The following is a 26,124-nucleotide window of genomic DNA, read 5'->3' as shown; positions in this document are numbered from 1 at the left end:
AAAAAGGCTGTCATTTTAATGACAGCCTTTTTTTATACACTTAATTTAAATTATTTTAAGCTTTGTAATAATTTTTCTGCAACCAATTCGGAAGATGCCGGGTTTTGCCCTGTAATTAAATTACCATCTTGAATTACATAAGCAGCCCAATCATCTTTTTTAGAGTATATTCCTCCGTTTTCACTTAACATGTCTTCTACTAAGAAAGGAACAACATCTGTTAATCCAACAGCAGCTTCTTCAGTATTTGTAAAACCTGTTACTTTTTTACCATTTACTAAAAAAGTACCATCTGCATTTTTAACATTTTTTAAAGCAGCAGGAGCGTGACATACAAATGCTACTGGCTTATCTTGACTATTAAACTTTTCTATTAAAGCAATTGAAGTTGCATCAGTAGCTAAATCCCATAATGGTCCGTGTCCACCTGGATAAAATACAGCATCAAAATCGTCTGCATTAATGTCAGATAACTTGTTTGTATTTGCAATTCTAGCTTTAGCCTCATCATCTTTGTTAAAACGATCTGTAGCTTCTGTAGCTGCATCAGGTGAATCACTACTTGGATCTATTGGAGCAGCTCCTCCTTTTGGAGTTGCTATAGTAATTTCTGCACCTTTATCTAATAATGAGTAATATGGGCTTGCAAATTCTTCAACCCAAAATCCTGTTTTTTTCCCTGTTTCTCCTAATTTATCGTGAGATGTTAATACAAATAATACTTTCATTTTTTTATCTTTTTTTAGTGACGTTATTTCTTTTGATACTTCTTTAGAAGTCGTATCTTTTTTAGCTTCTTTACAACTCGACGCTGTAATAATAGTAAGCGTTAACGCTAGTGTTTGTAATATTTTCATTTTATAATAATTAATAAGCCATTTTAACTATTTTTTCAGCATCTTCTGGTAGTAAGGCTTGTCTTTCTCCTAATTTCCATCCACGCTCTGCAAAACGTTTCGCAACTTCTTCTGCAGTACCTTCATAATCTTTCGTGTAATCAGTTAATTTTGTATCAATACCTAATTCATGGAAAAAAGCAGTTGTTTTTTCTATAGCAGCATACGCTTTATCATCTGTAGTTCCTTCAGTGATATTCCAAATTCGCTCACCATATTGCGCTAATTTTTCTTTTTTAGCTTCAAAATTATACTTGTAATGACTTGGTGTAATTATAGCTAAAGTACGAGCGTGATCAATACCAAATAAAGCAGTTAATTCATGGCCCATCATATGTATTGCCCAATCTCCAGGAACTCCTTTTTGTATTAATCCGTTTAATGCCATTGTACAGCTCCACATAAAATTAGATGCTGCTTGGTAATTTGTAGGATCTTTTAAAACTGTTGGTGCTACTTCTACTAATGTTTGTAAAATACTTTCAGCAAAACGATCTTGTAATAAAGCGCCAATAGGATATGTCATATATTGCTCTAAAACGTGTGTAAAGGCATCTGTTAATCCGTTTGCTAATTGACGTTCTGGAATTGAAGTGATAACCTGTGGATCTAATATTGAAAACACTGGAAATAAACCAGGTCCGCCCATTGCTAACTTCTCTTTAGTTTCTGCTCTTGTAATAACGGCTCCAGAATTCATTTCTGATCCTGTTGCTGGTAAGGTTAAAACGGTACCAAATGGCATTCCGTTTTCTGTTCTAATATTTTTAGTTAAAATATCCCAAGGAGTTTCGCCTTCATATACTGCTGCTGCAGATAAAAATTTAGTTCCATCAATAACAGAACCACCACCAACAGCTAATAAATAGGTGATTTTTTCTTCTTTAATAACCTTTAAAGCATCCATTAATGTTGCATACTCTGGATTTGCAGGTATACCTCCAAACTCAGTAACATCTACATTTGCTAAAGCAGTTTTTACTTGGTCGTAAATTCCGTTTTTCTTAATACTACCACCTCCATAAAGCAATAATACTTTTGCGTTACTTGGTATTTCTTGTGCGATTTCTTTTATAGTGTCCCTTCCAAAAATAATTTTGGTAGGATTTTTAAATTCAAAATTGTTCATTTTTTTCTTTTTTTTAATTAATAATTCATTTAGAGTAGTAATAACTATTATTCTATTACAGTAACTAAATCTGTCATAGGTTTTCTAACTTTTACTAAGTTAACCAACCAATCTTCATTTTCTTTTCTATATCCTAATGGTAATAAAACAGCACTACGTAAACCTTTTTCACGTAAACCTAAAATTTTATCTACGGCATCTGGCTCAAAACCTTCTAAAGGTGTTGCATCTACACCTTCATAAGCTGCAGCTATAATAGCATGAGAAAAGGCAATATATGCTTGTTTAGCAGCGTGATTAAAGTTTTCTTCTTCATCTTTTTGTGGATACATACCTAATAACATTTGACGGTAGTTTTCCCAACCTTCATTCTTAAAACCACGAATTTCATTTGTTAAGTCGAACATATAATTAATTCTATCTACGGTATAAGTATCCCAAGCAGCAAAAACTAGTAAATGAGAACAGTCTGTAATTACAGATTGATTCCATGCAATTGGTTTTATTTGTTCTTTGATTTCTTGATTTTTAACTACAAAAATTTCAAAAGGCTGTAATCCGCTTGATGTTGCAGCCAAACGAGCAGCTTCTAAAATGCGTTCTATTTTATCTTCTGCTACTTTTTCGCCATTCATTGCTTTAGCAGCATATCTCCAATTTAATTTGTCTAATAATTCCATATTTTATTTTTTTGAAAGTTTTATTATTTGGTTTGAAGTAATAATTACTTCGGTATGATTTTTATTATTTGCTAACTGTACCATTGCTTGGGCAATATTATCAGCATCAATTATTTTATAATTCTTTAATTTACCTACAAATAATGGTTGTATAATTTTAAAAACACTTAAGCCTATTTGCTCTAATATTCTGCGTTCTTTTCGTTCGCCACCAATTAAAGAAGGTCTTAAAATGATAGTTTTTTCGATATTTTGAAGTAAAACATCATTTTCCATTTCTCCTTTTGTCTTATTATAAAACACACTACTTTTTTTATTTGCTCCCATTGCCGAAACAACTAAAAAGGTGGTAATTTTATTTTCTTTTGCCAATTTAGCAGCAGCTACAGGAATACCATGGTCTATCTTTTTATATAAATTTTTATCAGGTGTTTTTTTTGCAGTTGTACCAATACAACAAAACACTTCATCCGCAGTAAAATCTGCTTTAAAATCTTCTAGTTTTAAAAGATCACCTATATACTGAGTTACTTTTGTTGGTAATCCATCAATTTTAGATCTTGAAAACAATTTGATGTTCTCATAACGATTATCGTTGATTAATTTCGTCAATAAATTAGAACCAGTTAACCCAGTTGCACCTAATATAATGGCTGTTTTTTTCATATTACTTACATACTTTTATACTATTCCAAGCCGATTGATAAGCTTCTTCAATATGTGTTTTATCTAGTGTAAATACACCTCGTTTCTGAGAAATCACTAAAAATGATAAAGGGTTTATGGCATATGCATATAATATATAATCTGACATTGGTTTTATAATACCTTCACTTTTTCCGCGATTCCATAAGTCGAGTAGGGGTTGTAGGTGTTTTATACCTTCTTGTCTACTTGGTTCATCAATCATTGGTGTATTATCACATTGTGCTAAAAACATTGAGTTTTCAGGATCTTTTAATTTAAAATCAGCAATACGTTTCCAAATAACTTCAAATCCAAGTTCTACAGATGTATTTTCATCATAAGTTTCAAAAGCATAATCTGTATATTTAGCTTTAACCTCTATATATGTTTGATTTACTAAATCTTGTTTGTTTTCGAAATATAAATAGATTGTTGCCGGAGAAACTTTAGCCATTTTAGCTATTTTGCTCATTGGTGTAGCATGAAATCCATTGTTATTTACCAATTCAATTGTGGCTTTAACAAGTGCGTTTCTTTTATCTATACTTTTTTGGAGTTTAGCCATTGTTGTTTGTTTTTCTAAATTTATAAGCTAGTGCTATCAAAACAAATTGCATTGGTAATCTTATTACAGCTGCTTCATGACTACCAATTGCAGGAGTATCTGTAATAACATCCCAAATATGTATTGGTAAAAAAAGCAACATTAAAATTAATATTCCGCTTGCTGCAACACGTGTATATTTAGGAATTAATAACAGTACACCAAGAACGATTTCTATAATACCTGATACGTATATAATTGTTGATTTGTATATTAAAAAATCAGGCACAAATGCGTTAAAAAAATCAGGTTTAATAAAATGTTGTATACCAGCATACACTATAAATATAGCTAATAATATGCGTAAAAAATTCCAGATATGTTTCATTGTTTTATTTTGATGGTACAAAGATATAAAAAAAGAATGAACATTCATTTTTTACATATAGTATTTATTTATACTACTATAAACAAGATCTAATCATTCATAAATAATACTAAACTTAAAAGAAGTTTGATTATTAAAATATGCATCTTTGCAGTATGTATCAATCTATTCTAAAACACATTCAAGATCATATAACTCCTACAAAATTAGATTTAGAGAGGTTTAATGAAGCTTTAAATAAAGTATCAATATCTAAAGGTCAATTCTTATTAAAACCAGGTACAACTGTTAAACATGAGTATTTTGTTATTAAAGGTTGTTTAAAAGCTTATTATTTAGATGATAAAGGGAGTAGCCATATAATTCAGTTTGCTATAGAAAACTGGTGGGTTGGCGATTTTGATGCTTTTTATAATAAAATATCTTCAAAATTATATATAGAAGCTATTGAAGATTCTGAATTGTTGGCTATTAATTATGATAGTCTTCAAAATATTTATGATAAAGCTCCTATTTTTGAGCGTTATTTCAGAATCTTAACAACCCAAGCTTTTATATCTCAACGCAAACGAATATTATCAACTTTAGAAAAGAACACGCAAGAGCGATATCTTGAATTCTGTACTTCGTACCCCAAAATAGAAGATAGGGTACCTAATTATGATATTGCCAATTATTTAGGTGTTTCTCCAGAAAATTTAAGTCGTGTAAGGCAACAAATAAAAAGTTAATTATATCTCAATTGATCTATGTCAATGAGATTAGTAATTATGTGCCGTAGCTTTGTTTTTTATTATTAAAACAAGCAAAATACATGAACAAACAACACCTATTAACGGCATATAATAAAAATATTAACCTAGCAAACCGAGTTGTCATGGCACCCATGACGCGTAGTAGAGCAGACAATAGTGGTAATATACCAACGGATGATTTACATGGTTTATATTATGAGCAACGTGCTTCTGCTGGATTAATTATTACAGAAGGTTCTCAAGTATCTACCAAAGCGGTGGGATATATTCATACAGCAGGAATCCATTCTGATGAACAAGTTGAAGGTTGGAAGAAAGTAACTAAACGTGTACATGATAAAGGAGGAAAAATATTCATTCAATTATGGCATGTTGGTAGAATGTCGCATCCTGATTTTCATAATGATAAATTACCTTTATCAGCATCAGCAATAAACCCTAACTCAAAATCATATACTCCAGAAGGTTTTAAAGATACTGTTACGCCTAAGGAAATGACTGTTGAAGATATTAAAGAAACAATTCAAGATTTTAAAAATGCAGCGGCTAATGCTGTTAAAGCTGGTTTTGATGGTGTAGAAATACACTCATCTAACGGTTATTTATTTCATCAATTTTTTAACGGAACCTCTAATAAAAGAACAGATAATTATGGTGGAACTATAGAGAATAGAGCTCGTTTCTTTTTTGAAGTACTTGATGCTGTAAAAGAAGTGATTCCCCAAGAAAAAATAGGAGCACGCTTTAATCCTTCATTAAATGGTTTATTCGGAATGACTATGGATGAAGATACAATTCCAACTTTTGAATATATTATTAAGAAATTAAATGATTACAACTTAGCATACATTCATCTTTCAGAACCTTTTACAGATGTATCTGAAGTTAAACATGCTGTTACTGAAATAGCAAAACACTTTAGACCTTTGTATAACGGTACCTTAATGATTAATTCAGCTTTTGATCAAGAAAAAGGAAATAAAATCATTGAGGAAGGTCTTGCGGATTTAGTAGCTTACGGAAAACCATTTATCTCTAATCCTGATTTAGTAGAACGTTTTGAAAACAATCTGGAATTAGCAACATGGAATGAAGATACATTTTATACTACCGGAGCAAAAGGGTATACAGATTATCCTAAAGCTTCAAAATAAATAATTTAACCTAAAACACATATATTATGAAATTTACAAGAAAAGCAAACGCAGAATGGAAAGGAAGTGGAAAAGAGGGGAAAGGAAGTATTACAACAGCAAGTAATGTTTTAGATAAAACACAATATTCATTTCAAACTCGTTTTGAAAATGGAGAAAAAGGAACAAACCCTGAAGAATTGATAGGAGCAGCCCACGCTGGTTGTTTTGCTATGCAATTGAGTTTTTTATTAAACGAAGCTAACTTTACAGCAACAAGTTTAAATGTTGATGCTACCGTTAGTTTTGAAGATGGAGCAATCACGAAAATCACTTTAAACTTAGAAGGAGATGTACCAAATATAGATGCAGAACAGTTTCAGCAAATAGCGCATAAAGCAAAAGAAGTGTGTCCTATTTCTAAATTATTAAATACAAACATCGAATTAAAAATCACTTTAAAAAACGCACAATAATGGCAACAACAATAGTAAAAGCATATGGTGCAACAGCACCAACAGAAGATTTAAAACCTTTAGATATAAATAGGCGAGCAGTAGGAGTAGGAGATGTGAAGATAGACATTACCTATTGTGGTGTTTGCCATAGTGATATACATACTGCAAGAAATGATTGGAAAGGATCTAACTATCCTGTAGTACCTGGCCATGAAATTATTGGTCGTGTAACAGAAATTGGTGGCGATGTAAGTAATTATAAAGTAGGTGATTTAGTAGGTGTAGGTTGTTTGGTAGATTCTTGTCAAACATGTGCGTCTTGTGAGCAAGATTTAGAGCAGTTTTGTGAAAAAGGAAGTACTTGGACATATAACAGTCCTGATAAACATATAGAAGGTGCTCAAACATATGGAGGTTATTCAACATCTGTAGTTGTAGATGAGAAATTTGTACTTCGTATACCAGAAAACTTAGATGAAGCAGCGACAGCGCCTTTATTGTGTGCAGGAGTTACTACGTGGTCGCCATTAGCGCATTGGAAAGTGAAAGAAGGCGATAAAGTAGGTGTAATCGGTTTAGGTGGCTTAGGCCATATGGGAGTTAAGTTTGCGAATGCATTAGAAGCTCACGTTGTTATGATTACCACATCGCCAGAAAAAGGTAAAGATGCTAAAAGGCTAGGAGCTCATGAAGTTTTAGTATCTAAAGATGCAGATGACATGAAAAAACATCAGGGAAGTTTTGATTTTATATTAAACACCATTCCTGTTGGTCATGAAATGGACCCTTATTTAGGTTTACTTAAAATTGATGCAACAATGGTGTTAGTTGGTGCAGTAGAACCTTTAAAACCATTTAATGGAGGAAGTATTATTATGGGGCGTAAACGTATTGCAGGCTCTTTAATTGGTGGTATAAAAGAAACACAAGAAATGTTAGATTTTTGTGGTAAACATAATATTACTAGTGATATTGAACTTATAAACATGCAAGAAATCAATACAGCTTATGATCGTGTTACTAAAAACGACGTTAAATATAGGTTTGTAATTGATATGAAATCACTTAAATAAAACTGTGATATATAAAAACAACATTTAAAATTATTTTAAATGTTGTTTTTTCTTAAAGAAAAGGTACAAACAGCTGTTTTGTACCTTTTTTTATGCGTTTAGCATTAGATAACAACAAGATATATTTAACTACTATTTTATTAGTTATCTTGATGATATACATATTATAAGAAAACGAAAACAGTGCCAATTAAACTCTAAAACATAGAGTAAATTAACACTGTTTAAAAAAAGGGGACTTGCGGGGATTATTAATTTATGCTATTTTTTCTTAGCGAAAGGATCTATTGAGATACCTACGTTAAAATAACCTGTAGCATCTTGTGTATTCTTATAAATATAGTCTTTAGAAGATGCTCCTTTTTCAGTTAATTGATTGCTTATAAAGTTTTGTAAACCTCCTTGAAAAGTACCTATAAGAAAATTATTAAATCGGTGTTCGTACATAACTCCAGATTTTATTTCTAACTGGCTGTATTCAAAAGTTTCAGTATAAGCAGGGTTATTTTCTATATTTACATAAAAACCATTACCACCAAAGGTACTACCTACAGAAAATCGACCATTTTCACCTACAAACCTTCTAAATAATAAACGTTGAGGCAATATAAAATCTAACTCCCATTTAGAGTTTTTAAATTTATGATTGTACGAAAAAGTAGGGAAAAATGGTATTTGAGATGTTGGATCAACAAAAACAATTGCACCCAAAGTCATCGTTGTGCGTTGTGTTCTCTTTAGTATAAAAGACAAACCCACTAAACCTTTAATACGTTCTAAACCTTTATCATTCCCATCAACAATTAATGAGGCATTATAAATTACTGGTTTTTTGAATAATGAAGAGAAATAAGTAGAACTTATTGCCGTAGAGAAATTATGGAAATTTACAGTTCCGTTTTGCTCGAATATAGGTTCGTTAGCTTCATTGATATCCTCAAACTCAAAAGAATTTAATTGATAATTTAAAGAACCTGTAACCGCCCATTTTCTATTTTTTGATCTATGTAAAGGAATGTTAGCAGAGGCTTTAAATGTTTGTTGTGATTTTATTTTTGCATCATTAAAATCTACACCTAACAACTCCGAATTAAAGTCACGAGATAACGATTGACCATATTCAAAATTAAATAATCGAGCACTCGGAAATTTTTCTTTTACACTAATAGCTGTTTCTTTCTGAAATGATTCGTTTTTTTCTTGAGCGTTAACAATCGACGTTATAAAAAAAAGAGTTATAACTATTTTAAATTTATTCATTATTAAGGGTTCTTATATTTCTATTAAATTTATTTATCTGTTGATCTTTAAATACCATTGTAGTATGCGGAAAAGGAATTTGAACACCTTCATTATCAAAACGTTTTTTTATACTTTCGTATAAATCACATTTCATTCTAAAAGCATCATCAAAACTTGCAGCCCAAGCCCAAGCTCTTATAGTTATAGCAGAATCTCCTAAATTAATAACACGCACAACAACCTTTTTTTCATTGTTATACTTATCTAACTCACTACGATGATCTAATATATTAGGATGACTTTCGCATTCTTCTCTAATAATATGTTTTGCTAAATCAATATCACTATCGTATGAAATACCTATTTCTATCCATTGGCAACACATTCGTTCACCTAAATCGTAGTTAACCAACTTCTCTTTGTTAATTAAAGAATTAGGAATAACAATCATTTTGTTTTCATAATTCCTAATAATTGTATGACGTAAAGTAATGTCTGTAACTTTACCTACCATAGTTTCATCTAGTTTTATAATATCGCCAATTTTAAAAGGTTTAAAAGTGATTATAAAAACTCCTCCAACCAAATTAGCTAAAGCTTCTTGAGATGCCACACCAGCAATCACAGCAATTACACCAGCACCACCTACAGCAGTTTGGGCAATACCACGTAAGGAAGGAAAAACAAGTATTGCCAATACAATTCCTATAAAATAGATACTAAAAAAAGAGATGTAACTTAAAAATTTATAACTCGTAGCATCTTCATTAGTCTTAATTTTTATAGCAATAGAACGTTTAAACCATGTTTGCGTTAATGAAGCTGTGGTTATAGTAGCTACAGCTACGATTCCTATATAAAATACTATGTAAAATTTTTGAGCAAATACTTTATAATTTTCTTTATCGATAAAAATAAAGACTAATGCCATAATACCTAAAACTAACCAAAGAGAATTTAATATTTTTCGAGTTAATTGAATTGTTTCAGGGGTTTCGTTTGGATGTTTTTTTCTTGATCTTTTTTCTAAGATGTTATGAAATAACTTCGTGAAAAAACGCAAAATTAAAACTACGCAAATCACTATTAACACATATATAATTACTCTTTTATTGGCTGTCCAAAATTCTATCATTTATACTTATTTATTTTTTTTAGTTTTATTTATTTCATTTGTTCAGTATTAAAAGAACCAATTTTATCAAAAAAAACTATTCGTTTTTCCAATTTTCAATCAATTTAATACTTTCTTTTTGATAATACTCAATAAATTGGGTAAAGTCTTTCAATTGTGAGTTAAATTCAGGTGTCTTGCTAGTTCTATTACTAAGAATCTGAAGGACAACATCATTATAACTTGTAAGTGCATTAATACTATCTTTAAAAGAGTTTTTCCATTGCCCTAATTTGGTGTGAAAGTATCTTTTTCTATCTCCTGGTTTTGTTTTATAACCAATACGCTTTAACATTAATAAATTATTAATAGCATTACTAGTTGCACTTTTACTTAATTCTAAATTTTCTCTAACTTCATCAAAAGTTAACTCATGAGTGTCGGCCACAATAAGTAATGCATCAACACGAGCAGATGCAGGTGAAAGTCCCATACCTTCCTGAACGACACCAAAACTTTCTATAAGTTCTTTCTGCTTTTCTGTTAATTTATTTTTCATGTAGAGAGGTAAAATTAAATTTTTTAATAGTTGTTTCTGTTACTTTAATATACTTAAAACTAAAGATTTTTATATCGAAACTGTCTTAGCATATTGCATAAAATAAGATTCTAAACGCTTTAGAATAGGAGGCATTTTTTCTGAATAAATTACAAACTGACATTTATTTACACTCTGAGTAATTGACATAAGAGTTGTGTAAGAAGCGTTATTAACTAAAAAATCAGCATCATGTATGTTAAATATTTTTAATTGCGAAGTGCTTAACCCCTCTAATAAAAGTAATTTATTTACAATTTTAGGAGTAGCAATTAGCACATCAATCCCTTCAAATATTTCTGATTTTAATACATCAATATGTAACTTCTCGTCACCTAAATACACTCGAAATTCATGATATCTAGTGTATTTTAAAAAAGCGTTGTATACTTCAGTTGCCTTTTCGTTATTTTCTACTAAAACTATTGCTCTTGGTGCAGTACCAATGGCTTCAAATTTTAACTTATGTAATGTTGTTAATATCAGTGTTGTTGTTTTTCCGCTACCTTCTGGAGCAGTACAATAAGTATTTGCACCACTTTTTATTACAGGAATACTCGCTTTTTGAAAAGGAGTAGGAGTTGTTATTTCAAGAGATTCTAATTTCTCTTTTATATCAGATTGTAATTTTTTAAAAGGCATAGGAAATAAAAAGGATAACTAGTTTGGTTAGTGTTTTTAATAACCGCAAATATACAATTAAATAAATGTGAATATATTTTCAAAGAAATATAATTTAAGGGTTAAAAACTGTACAATAGTAGTAAATCAATTAAGAAATATCATTATAGCACTTTTTATATTAATTTCATTTTATTAAGTTTATTTTAAATATATCTTTTACTCATAATATTCTTATTTTTACTTGAAAATTATCAATACTTACAAGTTATTTAATTAAAATACCAAGAATTTCTTTTCGAAATTCGCTATAATGCTTTTTCTTATCAATTAAATGAGGCAATTTGACACTTTTCCATTTTCTTCCAATCAATTCCATTGCAATAATTTTTATGCAAAAAGATATTTTATCATTAATTTTAATCTTTGATCTTTTTTCAAACAACTCTCTTCTGTCCATTTCTGTAATAATTATTATTGCAAAGTTATTCTACATTAATTTAGTTATCAACCATATATAATATTGATAATAAGTGATTTTAAAAACAGTTTTACATCAAATTTGTTATATTTATAGCGTCCATAATTTTGATAAAACTATATCATATTCAGATTTGTTTTTAGGGTACATCTCATAATTAAAGTATACTAAAACTGCAGTATCATATTCACCCGAAGAAATAAAGAACTAATACTTAAGTACACTTTAGTACTTAATAATATGAGTATATCTTTATATTAAAAAGAGCTTTATTAATTCTAATTTAGGATATATTTAAAACTTATAACTATTCAAAAAAAAAGTAAAAATACTTTGGTAGAATAGAAGTAAATCAAGTTCTTGCAACATTAAAATTGACAATTCATGGACAATATAATTACGTTTTCAATTACCGTATTTACGGCCTTTTTTGCGATGACAAATCCAATATCTAATATGACCGTTTTTTTGTCTTTAACGCAAGGAGCGGACAAGAAAACAAAATTAGATATTAATAAAAGGGCTAATATAACGGCATTTATTATTGTAACGGTATTTATTCTTTTAGGTAAATATATTTTTGAATTATTTAATATTAGTATTCCTGCATTTAAAATAACGGGAGGTATTTTAATATTTTTTATTGGTTTTGATATGCTACAATCAAAGCAATCTAATGTAAAAACCATTGACAATATTGATATAGATGAAAACATAGCTGTTTCACCACTTGCAATACCCATTTTAGCAGGACCAGGAACTATTGTAACGGCAATGAATTTTGTATCTAAAGCAGAATCTTTACAATTATTTCTAGTAATTGCTATTTTTGGATTTATGAGCTTATTAACTTATTTTACTTTTAAATTAAGTGACTTAATCGTTAAAGTAGTGGGTAATAATGTTATTTCTGTAATAGGTAAAATAATGGGATTAATAATAGCTATTATTGGAACCGGAATGATTATACAAGGAATAAAATTATCTTTTGATTTAATTTCAAAATAGATTACAACAAATAGATTACTTTGTAACTTTATAAAATCGTTTTAAAAACAAAAAAGTTATACTAATTTTGTACTTTATTTATCTTTTATAAAAATTGAAATTTGTTAAAGAAAAACCAACAATTATCCCAAGAAAAATTTACAGAAGGAGATTATTTTGTATACTGTTTGGAAGGTGTTGACAATATAGAAACCAAAAAAATTACGGAAGCTCAAAAAAATATAGAGCAATTGACTTTACAATACGGAATAGCTAGTATTTATAAAACATGCGATACCATTGAAAGTTTAGAAGCTAGCTTAAATACATTAGTTTTAGATGATCATAATTTTAAAGATTATGAAGTAATTTACCTGGTAATGAAAGGAGAAGAAAATAGTATTTGTTTAAATAACTATTATTATAGCCTACAAGAAATTGCAGAAATTTTTGAAGGAAGATTAAAAGGAAAAATTCTACATTTTTCAAATGCTAAGGTTTTAAACTTAGATGAAGAAGAAGCTCAATATTTTTTAGATATCACAGGCGCAAGAGGTATTTCTGGTTATGGCAATGAGTTTAATGGTGTTTCTAGTTCAAACTTAGATAAAGTTTTTTTTAACTTATTTCAAGAAGATGATAATATGTTAGATGTTGTAGAAGAATTACATCAAAAACATTACAGAGCATGTAAATTACTTGATTTTAGGTTATATTATTAAAATAAATATTATGTGATTTACATTTATCAGATTACATAAAACTTGTACTGTAATATTTTGTTTCTTCTCTAATATTTCTCTATTCAATTAATGCAACACTCTTTTCTGAAACGGAATAGGAGGTGTGTGGAATGTAAATTTAAGCCAGTAACTTATTCAATTCTGGTAGAACCAAAAAAATCACTTATAATTATATTATCATTCATGTCAAATATCAATTAAAAAATAATAGTATAATACATTAAAGGTTAGTATTCCTAAACGTGTTAGGGGTCATGTGTTTTATCATTTTAAATTGTCTGTTAAAGTTAGAAATGTTATTAAATCCAGATTTAAAAGCAATGTCGTTAATCGATAAATCCTTGTTAGTACTTAATAATTTACAAGCATTTTCAATCCGTAGTTCAATTAAAAAACGAACAAACGTTTTATTTGTTCGTTTTTTAAAATATTTGCAAAATGCATTTTTTGTCATATTCGCAACGCTTGCAATATCATCTAAAGTTATATTTTGACACGCGTTTTCTAATGTAAAATCAAATACATTTCGCATCCTTTTCCCTTCAATATCAGAATATTTTTTATCGTATACAAACATTGAAAGAGGAGCTGATTTTGCATTAGAAAAAATTTTCAGCACCTCTAAAAACAAGATAAAACGTTCTAATTTAGAAGCATCTTTTAGTTTTATAAAGTTTTTTATAATTTCATTTTTATGTGTTTTAATTACTAAACCTTGTAAAGTTTTAGATAAAAATTTTTTTATCTCTGCTAGTTCATTTAATTCAAAAAAAGAATCACCAAATGAAGATGTTGTAAAAAAAATACTCAACATTTTAGAGGTGTCTTCAGTATTCTTATCACTTTTAAATGCATGTGGTAAATTACTTCCAATAATAAAAATATCATTTTCAGAATAGCTAGAAACTTTATCACCAACTAATAAAGTACCTTTTCCTCTTTCAATAAAACTAATCTGAATTTCATCATGTTGATGTAATTTATCATAAAAAACAACCTCTATATCTTCTTGATAAATTAAGAAACTATTTTCTGGTTTTGGAATTTTAAATGGTAAAACTTTCATTTTAAATATTTTATTTTAATTTAAAATTACTCAATAATACAAAAATATGTACTATTAAGGATAATATAGTATCTAAAGTGGGTAATTTAATCTTATTTTAGTATTTGTTAACTCTTTAATTTTACAACATTAAAAATGGAATTATGAGTATACAATGGAACGGCGTAATGCCTGCTGTGTTTACATGGTTGAAAGAATCAAAATCTGGTTCTCTTGAAATTGACCTTGATGCAACGCAAAAACAGGCGGCAGGTATTTTAAAAACTCAAGGAAAGGGCGGAAGTAGAATGAGCGGACTTGTCGGTTCTGGAACACTAGGTGAGAATAGTTACCTTAGCACGAAGCAGCGTCTTTGCTTACTTAAATCTCTTTCTGAGGTTGCTAAAGAATATCATGTCCCGTTGATTAGTGGAGCAGCAGCAGAAACTAAGGAAGAACTTGCTAAAATTGTTGAAGGACTTTCAACAGTTGGAGTTGATACAGTTATGGTTATGCCACCAAAAACTAAGGCGGTTCCTTCTGAAAAAGAAATGTATGAGTACTATGCACTTTCTGAAGCAACTGCAAAAGATGTAGGCGTAACAATTATGCCTTATAACAATCCTGATGCAGCTGGTTATCATGCGCTCTCAACAGAACTTCTTAAAAAAATTTCTGTTCTTCCTAAGGTAACTGCTCTTAAAATATCTACTATAGATGTTTCCATTATTGAAACCCTAATGTTAGAGAACAAAGATTTAAAAATTTTAGCTGGAGTAGACACAGTAACTGTATATGCAGGTCTTGCTGGAGCAAGTGGTGGCATTACAGGTGTAGGTACTATATTCCCAAAAGCAAGTGTAACAATGCAGGAGTATGTTTTAAATGGAGAATGGACTGAGGCATACAAAATTTCTCAGGCTTTAAATCCATTATCGTATCTAGATGCTCAGCCACTGCTTATGGAGTATCTTAAGCTTGCTATGGGAATTCATCATAATGATATTGCTGGAGGGCTTCGTACTTTTGGTAAGAAATTAACGCAACAGCAAATTGATGATGTCCGTGTAAGATATATTCTGGCAAAAGAAAGACTTGAAGTTCTGGATTTAGTAGGTTAAGATTTTTAAGTATTCAAAAAAGAGAAAACTTTGTTTTTAAAGAAGCTAGAATATAGATATTTTAAAACGTTTACATATTCAGAGATGATTATGACAAAAATTTTCATCTAAAGCTATTATTGATAAAATACCTAGAATCAAAAAAGTAGTTTATAAATCAATAAAAATGAAAAAATATTTAAAAAATAAGTAAAAATGATATCAGGAAAAAACTTTATTGGCAATCAATTATCTGCCAACGGAACCAAAACATACAAAACCTTTAATCCGGAGTTAAATATAGAGAATGCTACTGTTTTTGCAGAAGCAACAGCTCAAGAAATTGATGACGCCGTAAATTTAGCAGCAAAAGCTTTTAAAGAACTTAGAACTGTTTCTGGAATTAAAAAAGCCGAATTTTTAAACGCAATTGCAGAGGAAATTTTAGCCTTAGACGATGTCTTAATAAAAACGTATTGCTTAGAATCAGGTTTGCCAGAAGGAAGAGCAAAAGGAGAAAGAGGAAGAACAATTGGACAATTACGAAGTTTTGCAAATTTAGTAGCAGAAGGATCTTGGGTTGAAGCAACCATAGATACCGCACTACCTAATAGAAAGCCAATACCAAAACCCGATATTAGAAAAATGTTAATTCCTTTAGGTCCTGTTGTCGTTTTTGGCGCAAGTAATTTTCCTTTAGCCTATTCTACAGCAGGAGGAGACACAGCAGCAGCTTTAGCCTCAGGTTGCCCAGTAATTGTAAAATCGCATCCAATGCATGCTGGCACAGGAGAGTTGGTAGCTTCTGCTATTGTTAAAGCAGCTAAAAAAACAGGAATGCCAAATGGTGTTTTTTCTAACTTAAATTCTAGTGGAATAGAAGTTGGACAACAATTAGTGGCACACCCAAAAGTAAAAGCTGTTGGTTTTACAGGAAGCATTAACGGAGGTAGAGCCTTACTAGATTTAGCTTCAAAAAGAACAGAACCAATTCCTGTTTTTGCAGAAATGGGAAGTATCAATCCTGTTATAATTTTACCAGAAGCACTAAAAAACAGACAAGCAGACATTGCTAAAACATATGCTAGTTCTATTACCTTAGGAACAGGTCAATTTTGTACAAATCCTGGATTATTATTAGGTATTAAAAGCGATGATTTAACAGGCTTTATAAATAATGTCTCGGAAGAGATTACTAAAATAAATCCATCGTGTATGTTGCATCCAAATATTAAAAAAGGATACATAAGTAATAAAGAAAAAGTAGTGTCGCAAGATAACGTTACCGTAACAGCAAACTATACATCAGAGGTTCAAAATAATTATGCAGCACAAACTATTGTTACTGTCGATGGAAAAACATTTTTAGAAAACTCAGCATTACATTTAGAAGTTTTCGGACCTTTTTCTATGATTGTTCAATGTAAAAACGTAGAAGAATTAGAAGTGATTATTACTAGTTTAGAAGGGCAATTAACAGGAACTGTAATTTCCGATGAAAATGAAGTTGCTAACTATCCAGCAGTAATTGCTGCGCTACAAAATAGAGTAGGACGTATTATTTTTAATAGCGTTCCAACAGGAGTAGAGGTTTGCGAATCTATGGTTCATGGAGGTCCTTATCCTGCATCTACAGATAGTAGATTTACAGCAGTGGGTGTTGGTTCTATAAAACGTTGGGTACGTCCGTTTAGTTATCAAGATTGGCCAAATGATTTATTGCCAAATGAATTAAAAAACGATAATCCTTCTAATATTTTTAGAGTTATAGATGGATTAAGAGCAAAAAAATAAGAAATGAGTAAGCACACATTTGTTTGTATAGATGCTCATACTTGCGGAAACCCTGTTAGGGTTATAAAAAGTGGAGGCCCAAAATTAATTGGAAATACCATAAGCGAAAAACGACTTTATTTTTTAAAAGAATTCGATTGGATAAGAAAGGGACTAATGTTTGAGCCTCGAGGACATGATATGATGAGTGGTAGCATCCTGTATCCACCAGATAGTTCAGACAATGACTTTGCTATTTTATTTATTGAAACGTCAGGCTGCTTACCAATGTGTGGACATGGTACAATTGGTACTATTACAGTTGCAATTGAAGAGGGTTTAATACAACCTAAAATTCCAGGAAAAATTAAAATGGAAGCACCTGCAGGTTTAGTAGAAATTGAATACAAGCAAGTAAACAATAAGGTTGAATGGGTAAAACTTACTAATGTAAAAAGTTATTTAGCTGCTCAAGAGCTAACAATAAATTGTCCAGAGTTAGGAAATATTACGTTTGATGTTGCTTATGGCGGGAATTATTATGCCATAGTAGATCCTCAGGAAAACTTCTCTGGTGTTCATGATTTTACAGCGTCAAAGATTATTCAATATTCTCAAATAGTACGTGATAGAATTAACGAAAAATATCCTAATCAATTTGTGCATCCAGAAAATAAAACTATAAAAAATGTAACACATATGCTGTGGACGGGTAACCCTATAGACCCAACATCATCAGGAAGAAATGCTGTTTTTTATGGAGATAAAGCTATAGATAGAAGCCCTTGTGGAACTGGTACTTCTGCAAGGTTAGCACAATTGTATGCCAAAGGAAAATTAAGACTAGGAGAAGCATTTATACACGAAAGCTTTATTGGCAGTAAATTTATAGGCCGTGTTGATAAAGAAACCATTTTAGATAATAAATTAGCCATAATACCAAGCATTCAAGGCTGGGCAAAAGTTTTTGGGCACAATACAATTACCATCGACGATCAAGATGATCCTTATGCACATGGTTTCCAAGTAATTTAATATGAAAAAAAACGTCATAATAATTGGTGGAGGAATAATAGGTTTAAGTACAGCTTATTATCTTTTAGAAGAAGGCCATCAAGTAACTATAATTGATAAATCTAATTTCTCTAGCGGTGCATCCTATGTTAATGCTGGTTATATAACGCCTAGCCATTTTATTCCGTTAGCAGCTCCAGGAATGATTAATAAAGGAATTAAGTGGATGCTTAATCCAACGAGTCCTTTTTATATAAAGCCTCGTTTAAATGTAAATTTTTTTAAATGGACTTGGGCGTTTAAAAAATCTGCTACTGCGTCTAAAGTAAAAAAAGCAATTCCCGTAATTAAAGCTATTAATATTTTAAGTAGAGATTTATACGAAGACATTAAAGCATCTAACACATTTAATTTTCACTATGAACGTAAAGGTTTATTAATGTGCTATCAATCAGATAAAGTTGGTGAAGCAGAATGGGAGATTGGTAAACGCGGAATTGAAGAAGGTTTAGGTGTTAAAAATTTAACAAAAAAAGAAGTTGATGTTCTAGAGCCAAATGCAAACCTAAATATTAAAGGCGCTATTTATTTTGATTCGGATGCACATATGACTCCGACAGATTTTATGCCTGAAATGATAAAGTATTTAAAGATAAAAGGAGTTATATTTTATGCTGATGAACACGTAAAAGATATTGAAGTAATAAACGGAAAAGTTTCAAAAATAATAACAAACAAACAAGAATTAAAAGCTGATGAAGTTGTTTTAGCAGCAGGAAGTTGGAGCCCTTTATTGACTAAAAAACTGGGATTACAAATTCCAATACAAGCTGGAAAAGGATACAGAATTAATGTAAACAGAGAAACAGGAATTACAATTCCCGCAATACTATGCGAAGCAAAAGTAGCAGTTACACCAATGCAAGGATTTACACGTTTTGCTGGCACAATGGAAATCGCAGGAATCAATCATAATATTAATCCAATTAGGGTGCAAACTATTGCCAATGCTGCTAAGAATTATTATAACAATTTGAATATTTCTGAAGAAGAAAAAGAGTCTGCAACTTGTGGATTAAGGCCATGCTCTCCAGATGGTTTACCTTATATTGGTAAATCTTCTAAATGTAATAATTTAACAATTGCAACAGGACATGCGATGATGGGTTGGAGTTTGGGGCCAGCAACAGGGAAGTTAGTTTCCGAAATAATTTCAGAAAAAAAGACTACTTTAGATTTAAGTCCATTTAATCCTGATAGAAAATTTTAATATGAGTATTGACTTAAAAATGTTTATTTGGTTTAAAAATTCTTTAAAAGCAATCGAGCGTTTGCGAGCGGCAATTTTACATAATGTCTAATTATAGCTACAAATGTATAGTTCGAATGTTTATTAGAATAACGTATTTAAAAAATGTTGAACAGTTGTACAAAATACTCAAATTAAACGAAAAGCTAAAAACAGATGTTTAATGCCCCAAGTACTACAGTTTATTGTCTGTACAGAACTTTTTGGGATATTTTACATAATATAGAATTATAGCTATCAAATGGATAAACCACTCTTATTTAACTAAACATTACATTTGTACTATAATGTTCTGCGTTATGTAACTTGAGCTTTGGTAAAAAGCGAAAGTACAATACATTATTTCCTTTATTTTTTTCTTTTATAAATTTTCTCTGCGAGGATAATGAAACACTCTTTTTACGAAGCGACGATAGGAGCGTAGTGGAATGTGTGTGGAATGGGATTATTAATATATCTTTGTTATTTAGATTTTGATAATTTATTAGCTATTGCCAAGAACTATAATAGAAAATATCGTCATTAAACAATATAAAAATCAAACATTCTTCGATTTTTGTAAATACACGACCATTCGATTTTTTGAAATTGTTTACATTGAAAAAGGAAATGGTACTATAAAGATTAATGGTAAAACAGTTAATTATTCAGCAAATAATATTTTCGTTTTCATTCCTGATGATATTTATATACTACAACCTGAAAAAGCTACATCGGTTATAGCTATTAAATTTTTAAAGATCTTTTTTAGAAATACGTCTTCACAAAATGCAATACTTCCAGTAAATGATTGGTTTCGTAAAATAGAAGAAATTCTTAATAGTGAAAGTCACGAGCTTCGTGAAATGCAATTTGAAACTGATTCAGATAGATCGCACTTGGTGTCTCTAATTAATATGGTGGCAACCGAATATTTAAACAAACAATCGTTTGATATTTTCATCATTCAAAATTCATTATCTGTAATTCTTCATTTAATTGCTAGAAATATTCAATATATAAATGAAGAAAATATAAAAGAGATAAAATCTTCTAAAATTCAGCAAATCATAAACTACATTCATTCTAATATCTATAATTCAGAATTATTATCTACTAAAAGTCTGGCAGACGAATTTCATATGGCAGATAATTACATCAGCGAATATTTTAAAAAACATACCGATGTGTCTTTAAAAAAATACATCATCAATTATAAATTAAAATTAGTAGAAACAAGGTTGAAATATACCGATTTGCAATATTCTGAAATTGCTGCAGAACTCGGTTTTACAGATTCTAGTCATTTAAACAAAACCTTTCAAGCCTATAAAGGCACAAGTTTAAGTGCTTTTAAAGCGAGTTTAGCCTAGTTTTTAGCTTAATTTTTTACAAGAAACCTCTTTTTTTACTAATACCACTTTGTTTTCTACCAAATAAAACCTTGGTGTCTATTTTAAATTTGCAGTGTAATTAATACACACATACAAAAAAACAATTTAAAACATGACATCATGAACTACAAGAACTTTCAAACATTTACCGCAACACAAAAAGGAGCAATATTAACCGTTGACATTAATTTCGGCCCCGTAAACGTACAGGGACAAGAAATGCTAGCAGATTTAAGCAGTCTTTGCTTACGATTAGAACGCGATAGAGGTGTAAAAGTTGTAGTTTTTGAATCATCTAATCCGGGATATTGGGTTTGCCATTATGATACCGATTTATTAAAAGATTTATCTACAGAAGCTGTTCCAAGAAATGAAATTCAGCTATTAGATTTACAAGCTGTTTTAGAAAGATTAAGCAATGTACCACAAGCAACTATAGCAAAAATTGAAGGTTTTACTCGTGGTGGTGGACACGAAATGGCGTTGGCTTTAGATATGCGTTTTGCAGCCAGAGGAAAAGCCAAATTCATGCAAATGGAAGTAGGTATGGGCATTTTACCTTGTGGTGGTGGCGCATCACGTATGGCTAGACAAGCAGGTTTAGGAAAAGCATTGGAAATTATTTTAGGTGCTAGAGATTGGGATGCAGACGAAGCTGAAAAATTCGGAACCATAAACAAAGCTTTAAATGCAGATGAAATTGGTCTTTATGTGGAGGCTTTGGCAGAGCGTATTTCAAAATTTCCAGCAGATTCTATTACAGCATCAAAGCGAGCTGTATATGCATCTATAGATTTACCAATAAAAGAAGCTTTAAAAGAAGAGGCATATCAATTATTTCAGGCAACCAGTAAAACACCAGCAGTAAAACGTTTTCAGTATGCAGATGATAATGGTGCTCAATTTGACCATAACAATCAAAAAAATTGGGAGCAAATGGTAATGGATATTCAAGCAGTAAATTAATAAAAAAAACAATAATTATAAATTAAAAAAGAAGATAGAAATGAAAGCAATGTTAATTAAAGAATACGGAGAAAACGGAAATTTCGAAGTTTCAGAAATAGCAAAACCAGAAGTAAAAGCTAATCATGTATTGGTAAAAATAGCTGCATCTAGTGTTAATACTATTGATACTATGATTAAAAATATGGGATCAGATTTACCATTATCACCAGTTGCTCCAGCATTATTAGGTATGGATTTTTAAGGAACTATAGAAGCCGTTGGAGAAGGTGTAACAGGTTATGCAGTAGGTGACGAAGTTTATGGTTGTGCAGGTGGACTAGCAGACTTACCAGGAACTTTAACCGAATATATTGTTGCAGATAGTAATTTAATGGCCCACAAACCAAAAAAATTAACCATGCGACAAACTGCAGCTTTACCACTAGTAGCAATTACTGCTTACGAAGGTTTAACAAGAGCAGGAGTTAAAGCGGGACAAAAAGTGCTTGTACATGGTGGTTCTGGAGGCGTTGGACACTTAGCTGTACAATTGGCTAAATATTTTGGTGCTGAAGTTTTTGCTACAGGAACAGGCGATAATCAAAAAGCTATTGTAGAAAAATTTGGAGCAACCTTTATCGATTTTAAAACGGAAAAAGTAGCAGATTATACCGCAAAATATACCAATGCTGGTTTTGATGTGGTTTTTGATACGGTTGGTGGTGCAAATCTTACCAATTCTATGGAAGCAGTTGCTTTAAATGGACATATTTCTACTACAGTTTCATTATGTGAGTTAGACTTAACGCCATTACATTTTAAAGGTGCATCCTTACACGTAGTATTTATGTTAATCCCAATGTTGCATAATTTTAATAGAGATAAACACGGAAACATTTTGGAAACATTAGCTGAAATTTCAAACGAAGGACATTTAACGCCAATTGTAGATGAAAATCAATTTTCATTAGAACAAGTTGGAGATGCTTATGCACATTTAGCAAGCGGAAAAGCTATTGGGAAAATAGTGTTAGAGCATTAAAAATAAATGATTTTTTATAAATCCTTTTAAGTTGATTAGTAGTTAAAATGCCTCTTTTTTAGGGGCATTTTTCATTTAGATACTGCAAACCTTGTTTTTTACTAAAACTACCATTTTTACTACCGAACACCATCTATCGTTTAGCCTTAATTTTGTTTAAAACAAATACAATAACAGTAGTTATTATTTAAAATATATAAATCATGAAAACAATAACAAATACAAATGCACTAGAACAAGCGCGTGCACTTACACAACCATCTCGCGAAGCTTCATTAAAGCGTGAAGCCTCTGTCTCTCAATTTTGGAATAGTAACCGAGAGTTACTTGAAGACGCGTGGAAAGCATGGGAAATTGAAAACAAAGACAACATATTAATTCCTGATGAAACGCTACTTGATCCACGTTTGCGAAAAGCTATTAACGAGGCATGGGAAAACCCAGAAAAAGAAAATGAAGTTGCAGATTTATGGGAAGAAATTATTCCAGGTGTTTATGCTGCACAGTTTTTTGATCTCGAACGTTTAGCAGATTTTCGTAAGTATTTAGAAGCAACAGTTAATTCGCAAATTCCTAAACGTGCACCTTATGGTATCCAACTAAATCGTTATGGAATGATGCTTGATTCACGTTCAGAAGGACATCTTGCTGCGCCAAATTTTCAAGCATTTTATAACGATATCATGAATCGTTACATGCGTCCAATTGCTCGTTTATTACTTGGTACTTATGGTTACGACAATCAAACATTTGGATTTTCTATTCAGTACAATCCAGATAAAGATAAGGATTTGCATGCGCACACAGATGCTTCTGCGGCTACCTTAAATATAAATATTAACTTGCCAGAGGAAGAATTTACAGGTTCACAAGTTGATTTTCAAGACAAAACCACAGGAAAAGTTGTTCAAACAATTTTTGAACCAGGTAAAGCAATAATTCATACCGGAAACGTACCACATGCAACGCATCCCATTACCAGTGGACAGCGTAGTAACTTGGTTGTATGGTTATACGGAGACCGTATGAAGATTCCAAGAGGTGGTGCAAACAGTTATGGTAATAATTTATCATTTAATGTTGTTATAACAGAAAATGCAACAGCTCGCGAACGTTGGAGTATTCCAGTAAGTCCTAAAGATAGCTTTGCACCGTTTTAAAAAGATTCGAAATTCTTTAGTTAAAATTTAAACCATTTAATTAGGTTTTATATCTAAATTATTTAACCGATTATTTAGATAAATTACGAAATATTAGCATCAATAATTCAAACAATTGTCCTTTGGAGCACAGTCGTGAAATAAAATAATTTTTCAACTGTGCTCAAAATGACTATCATAACGAATAAAACATCATGAGTAAAACAATTATAATTACAGGAAGTACAGATGGCATAGGAAAATTAACCGCTTTAAAATTAGCAAAAGAAGGGCATACAGTTTACGTTCACGGAAGAAGCGAAACTAAAGTAAAGGCAGTTGTTACTGAAATTAAAGACGCTTCAAATAATAACAACGTAAAAGGCCTTGTAGCAGATTTTTCAGATTTAAAAGCAGTTAAAAAACTAGCCGAACAAATAAAAAATGACATTCCTACGATTGATATATTAATCAATAACGCAGGAATATTGAAAAGTCCTGTTAAAAAAACAAAAAAAGATTTAGATATTAGAATGACTGTAAACTACTTGGCATCTTATATTTTGACAAATGCTATTATTTCAAATTTTAAAAATTCAGAAGCACCAAGAATTATCAATTTAAGCTCTGCAGCACAATCTACAGTTAGAAAAGGTGTATTAACAGGAGATGCCACAGTAAATGAAAATGAAGCATATGCGCAAAGTAAATTAGCGTTAACGATGTGGAGTTTTGATTTAGCTAAAAAAGAATCTAATATTATTGTAATGGCTGTAAATCCAGGTTCTTTATTAAACACGAAAATGGCTAACGAAGCTTATGGGCAACATTGGTCGCCTGCAGAAAAAGGAGTTGATGTTCTTTACGATTTATCACTTTCAAAAGATTACGAAAATGATTCTGGAAAGTACTTTGATAATGATAAAGGTAATCCAAAAGGCCGTTTTTCGAAAGCTCATCCAGATGCTTATAGTTATGAAAAAATAAATAATTTATTAACTATGACTGATAGTTTAATTGAATCTCAATTTTAACTAGACCTCATAAAATTTTGGTTAAAACAATAGGTGAGAGGAGCGTCCATATTTTAGGGGTTTATTAATGTAGTTTCTTAATATTTCCAATTATACGATAACTTCAAACGAATCTTAATAAGTTTCAGTGTTTCCTAAAATATAGCGTAACGAGCCGTAATTGTTTCCAAAATTATATGCAGTCATGATTTTTTTGTTTCTTTTTTTATCAAGAAAAAAAGATAAGAAAATATTAAAAATGTATTTTGTAATCTATGAATACTGTCAATGAAAACGCATTAGATTTTATGAAATCAGAGCTTAATAAAGCTCAAATAGAAGTTTCCCAAAAGGAAAGTGGGAGAGAAGCAGTAGACTTTTATATCAAGGTTAATAATGGTAATTCTTATCAAGTATTCTTTAAATCTATTGATGCTGTTGCAGAAAAATCTATTAAAATTTCAAAACAAGATTTAGGAGAATTAAAAGAAAATCTATTAATTAGTTTAGTTCTTTTAATTGAGAGCGAAGCGAAAGTTTTATATCTAATTCCATCAACAGTATTTTTAAATCCCAATTCTATATTTAAAAGCAATGACGTAATGTTAGCGCATTTATCTAATTGGGAAATAAGTGTATTTACAAATGCAATTCCAGAGTTAAGTAAATACGCTTTAGAGAATATGATTGACAATCTTTAAATCATATTTATAAACATTATGTAAAATAGAATTTTAGAAAAGTTTAATTGGAATCCTAAATAGAACAAGTGCTAAGAATTTTATTTTTCTTAAAATTTTAGCTCTTGTGGAAAGCTTACGAGAATCCTGTAAAAAAAA

At 30.5% G+C, this 26,124-nt stretch carries 29 protein-coding genes; 17 read left to right on the top strand and 12 right to left on the bottom strand.

The window, feature by feature from the left end:
- Window positions 1–50 precede the first annotated feature (50 nt).
- From H0I30_RS01390 to H0I30_RS01365, 6 genes are read right to left on the bottom strand one after another with little or no spacing between them, the layout of a single operon-like run.
- Window positions 51–857 carry a type 1 glutamine amidotransferase domain-containing protein gene (locus H0I30_RS01390; RefSeq protein ID WP_218772528.1) on the bottom strand — a complete coding sequence of 269 codons (807 nt, stop codon included), beginning with the start codon at window positions 855–857 and terminating at the stop codon, window positions 51–53.
- A 10-nt stretch (window positions 858–867) separates the two neighbouring features.
- Window positions 868–2,025, bottom strand: coding sequence for an iron-containing alcohol dehydrogenase (locus H0I30_RS01385; protein WP_218772527.1), 1,158 nt, complete (start codon window positions 2,023–2,025; stop codon window positions 868–870).
- Window positions 2,026–2,072: 47 nt separating this feature from the next.
- Window positions 2,073–2,705 carry an NAD(P)H-dependent oxidoreductase gene (locus tag H0I30_RS01380; protein ID WP_218772526.1) on the bottom strand — a complete coding sequence of 211 codons (633 nt, stop codon included), beginning with the start codon at window positions 2,703–2,705 and terminating at the stop codon, window positions 2,073–2,075.
- A 3-nt stretch (window positions 2,706–2,708) separates the two neighbouring features.
- A complete protein-coding gene (locus tag H0I30_RS01375; RefSeq protein ID WP_218772525.1) occupies window positions 2,709–3,371 on the bottom strand; it encodes an NAD(P)H-binding protein in 663 nt (220 codons plus the stop codon).
- 1 nt (window position 3,372) lies between these two features.
- The gene (locus tag H0I30_RS01370; protein WP_218772524.1) at window positions 3,373–3,957 is read right to left on the bottom strand and encodes a TetR/AcrR family transcriptional regulator; all 585 of its coding nucleotides are present in this window, start codon (window positions 3,955–3,957) and stop codon (window positions 3,373–3,375) included.
- Window positions 3,950–4,324, bottom strand: a complete 375-nt coding sequence (locus H0I30_RS01365; RefSeq protein WP_218772523.1) for a MauE/DoxX family redox-associated membrane protein — start codon at window positions 4,322–4,324, stop codon at window positions 3,950–3,952. The genes H0I30_RS01370 and H0I30_RS01365 overlap by 8 nt, the downstream gene beginning before the upstream one ends.
- Before the next feature lie 155 nt (window positions 4,325–4,479).
- On the opposite strand from H0I30_RS01365, the gene H0I30_RS01360 reads away from it, so the two are divergent.
- The 4 genes from H0I30_RS01360 to H0I30_RS01345 all read left to right on the top strand — a co-directional run bounded on the left by H0I30_RS01360 (window position 4,480) and on the right by H0I30_RS01345 (window position 7,743).
- A complete protein-coding gene (locus H0I30_RS01360) occupies window positions 4,480–5,055 on the top strand; it encodes a Crp/Fnr family transcriptional regulator (protein WP_218772522.1) in 576 nt (191 codons plus the stop codon).
- Between the two features lie 83 nt (window positions 5,056–5,138).
- Entirely contained in the window at window positions 5,139–6,233 is a 1,095-nt protein-coding gene (locus H0I30_RS01355) for an alkene reductase (RefSeq protein WP_218772521.1), read from the top strand.
- A gap of 26 nt (window positions 6,234–6,259) precedes the next feature.
- Complete coding sequence (locus tag H0I30_RS01350; protein ID WP_218772520.1) at window positions 6,260–6,688, top strand: OsmC family protein; 429 nt, start codon at window positions 6,260–6,262, stop codon at window positions 6,686–6,688.
- The gene (locus tag H0I30_RS01345) at window positions 6,688–7,743 is read left to right on the top strand and encodes an NAD(P)-dependent alcohol dehydrogenase (protein ID WP_218772519.1); all 1,056 of its coding nucleotides are present in this window, start codon (window positions 6,688–6,690) and stop codon (window positions 7,741–7,743) included. The genes H0I30_RS01350 and H0I30_RS01345 overlap by 1 nt, the downstream gene beginning before the upstream one ends.
- A gap of 261 nt (window positions 7,744–8,004) precedes the next feature.
- On the opposite strand, the gene H0I30_RS01340 is transcribed toward H0I30_RS01345, so the two are convergent.
- The 5 genes from H0I30_RS01340 to H0I30_RS01320 all read right to left on the bottom strand — a co-directional run bounded on the left by H0I30_RS01340 (window position 8,005) and on the right by H0I30_RS01320 (window position 11,778).
- A complete protein-coding gene (locus tag H0I30_RS01340) occupies window positions 8,005–9,003 on the bottom strand; it encodes a hypothetical protein (protein WP_218772518.1) in 999 nt (332 codons plus the stop codon).
- Window positions 8,996–10,120, bottom strand: coding sequence for a mechanosensitive ion channel family protein (locus tag H0I30_RS01335; protein WP_218772517.1), 1,125 nt, complete (start codon window positions 10,118–10,120; stop codon window positions 8,996–8,998). The genes H0I30_RS01340 and H0I30_RS01335 overlap by 8 nt, the downstream gene beginning before the upstream one ends.
- Before the next feature lie 76 nt (window positions 10,121–10,196).
- Window positions 10,197–10,658 (bottom strand): GbsR/MarR family transcriptional regulator, encoded by a 462-nt coding sequence (locus tag H0I30_RS01330; protein ID WP_218772516.1) that lies wholly within the window; start codon window positions 10,656–10,658, stop codon window positions 10,197–10,199.
- A gap of 69 nt (window positions 10,659–10,727) precedes the next feature.
- On the bottom strand, window positions 10,728–11,339 hold the full coding sequence (locus tag H0I30_RS01325) for a DEAD/DEAH box helicase (RefSeq protein WP_218772515.1): 612 nt from the start codon (window positions 11,337–11,339) through the stop codon (window positions 10,728–10,730).
- Between the two features lie 247 nt (window positions 11,340–11,586).
- Window positions 11,587–11,778, bottom strand: coding sequence for a hypothetical protein (locus H0I30_RS01320; RefSeq protein ID WP_218772514.1), 192 nt, complete (start codon window positions 11,776–11,778; stop codon window positions 11,587–11,589).
- Between the two features lie 405 nt (window positions 11,779–12,183).
- Between H0I30_RS01320 and H0I30_RS01315 the strand changes: the two genes are divergently transcribed.
- Both H0I30_RS01315 and H0I30_RS01310 read left to right on the top strand, forming a co-directional pair.
- Entirely contained in the window at window positions 12,184–12,807 is a 624-nt protein-coding gene (locus H0I30_RS01315) for a MarC family protein (RefSeq protein ID WP_218772513.1), read from the top strand.
- A gap of 101 nt (window positions 12,808–12,908) precedes the next feature.
- Window positions 12,909–13,508, top strand: coding sequence for a DUF6642 family protein (locus H0I30_RS01310; RefSeq protein ID WP_218772512.1), 600 nt, complete (start codon window positions 12,909–12,911; stop codon window positions 13,506–13,508).
- 241 nt (window positions 13,509–13,749) lie between these two features.
- Here the strand turns inward: H0I30_RS01310 and H0I30_RS01305 are convergent, their stop codons facing one another.
- A complete protein-coding gene (locus H0I30_RS01305) occupies window positions 13,750–14,595 on the bottom strand; it encodes an AraC family transcriptional regulator (RefSeq protein ID WP_218772511.1) in 846 nt (281 codons plus the stop codon).
- Between the two features lie 143 nt (window positions 14,596–14,738).
- Here H0I30_RS01305 and H0I30_RS01300 point away from each other — a divergent pair, with 143 nt between their 5' ends.
- The 11 genes from H0I30_RS01300 (at window position 14,739) to H0I30_RS01255 (ending at window position 25,986) form a co-directional block, all read left to right on the top strand.
- Window positions 14,739–15,695: a dihydrodipicolinate synthase family protein gene (locus tag H0I30_RS01300; protein WP_218772510.1), complete on the top strand. Its 957-nt coding sequence runs from the start codon at window positions 14,739–14,741 to the stop codon at window positions 15,693–15,695.
- Between the two features lie 195 nt (window positions 15,696–15,890).
- Window positions 15,891–17,468 carry an aldehyde dehydrogenase (NADP(+)) gene (locus H0I30_RS01295; RefSeq protein WP_218772509.1) on the top strand — a complete coding sequence of 526 codons (1,578 nt, stop codon included), beginning with the start codon at window positions 15,891–15,893 and terminating at the stop codon, window positions 17,466–17,468.
- A 3-nt stretch (window positions 17,469–17,471) separates the two neighbouring features.
- Window positions 17,472–18,482, top strand: coding sequence for a 4-hydroxyproline epimerase (locus H0I30_RS01290; protein ID WP_218772508.1), 1,011 nt, complete (start codon window positions 17,472–17,474; stop codon window positions 18,480–18,482).
- Window position 18,483: 1 nt separating this feature from the next.
- Window positions 18,484–19,731, top strand: coding sequence for an FAD-binding oxidoreductase (locus tag H0I30_RS01285; RefSeq protein WP_218772507.1), 1,248 nt, complete (start codon window positions 18,484–18,486; stop codon window positions 19,729–19,731).
- A gap of 530 nt (window positions 19,732–20,261) precedes the next feature.
- The gene (locus H0I30_RS01280; RefSeq protein WP_218772506.1) at window positions 20,262–21,122 is read left to right on the top strand and encodes an AraC family transcriptional regulator; all 861 of its coding nucleotides are present in this window, start codon (window positions 20,262–20,264) and stop codon (window positions 21,120–21,122) included.
- 141 nt (window positions 21,123–21,263) lie between these two features.
- Window positions 21,264–22,109: an enoyl-CoA hydratase/isomerase family protein gene (locus H0I30_RS01275; protein ID WP_218772505.1), complete on the top strand. Its 846-nt coding sequence runs from the start codon at window positions 21,264–21,266 to the stop codon at window positions 22,107–22,109.
- A 40-nt stretch (window positions 22,110–22,149) separates the two neighbouring features.
- Window positions 22,150–22,353 (top strand): hypothetical protein, encoded by a 204-nt coding sequence (locus tag H0I30_RS13025; protein WP_255554325.1) that lies wholly within the window; start codon window positions 22,150–22,152, stop codon window positions 22,351–22,353.
- 129 nt (window positions 22,354–22,482) lie between these two features.
- Window positions 22,483–23,133, top strand: a complete 651-nt coding sequence (locus H0I30_RS01270) for a zinc-binding dehydrogenase (RefSeq protein ID WP_255555878.1) — start codon at window positions 22,483–22,485, stop codon at window positions 23,131–23,133.
- 203 nt (window positions 23,134–23,336) lie between these two features.
- Entirely contained in the window at window positions 23,337–24,293 is a 957-nt protein-coding gene (locus tag H0I30_RS01265; protein ID WP_218772504.1) for a 2OG-Fe(II) oxygenase, read from the top strand.
- A 194-nt stretch (window positions 24,294–24,487) separates the two neighbouring features.
- Complete coding sequence (locus tag H0I30_RS01260) at window positions 24,488–25,306, top strand: SDR family NAD(P)-dependent oxidoreductase (RefSeq protein WP_218772503.1); 819 nt, start codon at window positions 24,488–24,490, stop codon at window positions 25,304–25,306.
- A gap of 287 nt (window positions 25,307–25,593) precedes the next feature.
- Window positions 25,594–25,986, top strand: a complete 393-nt coding sequence (locus H0I30_RS01255; protein ID WP_218772502.1) for a hypothetical protein — start codon at window positions 25,594–25,596, stop codon at window positions 25,984–25,986.
- Window positions 25,987–26,124: the final 138 nt, after the last annotated feature.

This window comes from Tenacibaculum sp. AHE14PA (genome assembly GCF_019278465.1).
Taxonomy (GTDB): domain Bacteria; phylum Bacteroidota; class Bacteroidia; order Flavobacteriales; family Flavobacteriaceae; genus Polaribacter; species Polaribacter bernardetii.
Note: the sequence above shows the minus strand (reverse complement) of the source record. Positions and strands in the feature narration are given on the sequence as shown.